The 739-nt window shown below is 44.8% G+C and carries 1 protein-coding gene; it reads left to right on the top strand.

What is annotated here, in order from left to right; all coding sequences use genetic code 11:
- Positions 1-43: 43 nt before the first annotated feature.
- A protein-coding gene (locus tag HF854_RS12410; protein ID WP_168936561.1) for an IS1 family transposase occupies positions 44-738 on the top strand; the annotation gives its coding sequence in 2 pieces (ribosomal slippage) (positions 44-362 and positions 362-738; 696 coding nt in all).
- The last annotated feature ends 1 nt before the right edge of the window (position 739 follow it).

Raw genomic sequence — 739 nt, 5'->3', positions numbered from 1 at the left:
ATAAAGAATGTTATAATGACATACTCCAGTTAAGGAGTTCTTTATGCAATACTGTCCAAAATGTGCGTCAGAGCGGATTGTGAAGAATGGAAGACACTTGAAGCGTCAGAGATTTCGCTGCAAAGACTGCGGTTTTCAATTTACCCGTGACACTCCCAGAGGACGACCGGCAACGGAAAAGGCAATGGCCATCCTGCTTTATACTTTGGGCCTTTCGTTTAATGCCATAGCACGTATTTATGGAGTTGCAACATCGACCGTCATGCGTTGGGTCCGGGATTTCGCTGAAAAAACTTATGAAAAGCCTTCTCCTGGGGAAGCTGTCATCATAGAACTTGATGAGATGTGGCACTATTTGCATTCAAAAAAAACAAACTATGGCTCTGGAAAGCTTATTGTCGCGATACCGGTCAACTCATTGACTGGGAATGTGGCAATCGTGACCAAAGCACTCTTGCAAGATTGATGGCAAGGCTTCGCCGTTGGTCTGTCTGGTTCTTCTGTACCGACAACTGGAAAGTATATCCACGGGAAATACCCGAGGACGACCTCATTCAAGGAAAACGGGGAACCGTGCGAATTGAACGAAATAATGCCCGCCAAAGACACTGGTTTGCCCGTTTCAAACGTAAATCCCAGGTGGTTTCAAGGTCCTTGCGAATGGTTGATCTCACAATATCTCTCTTTGCCAGATTTCATGTGAACGGGCAAAGAGAAGATATTTTATCATTCTTTTAGC

The organism is Desulfovibrio piger, from assembly GCF_012843875.1.
GTDB lineage: Bacteria > Desulfobacterota > Desulfovibrionia > Desulfovibrionales > Desulfovibrionaceae > Desulfovibrio.
This window is presented reverse-complemented; position numbering and strand designations above follow the sequence as displayed.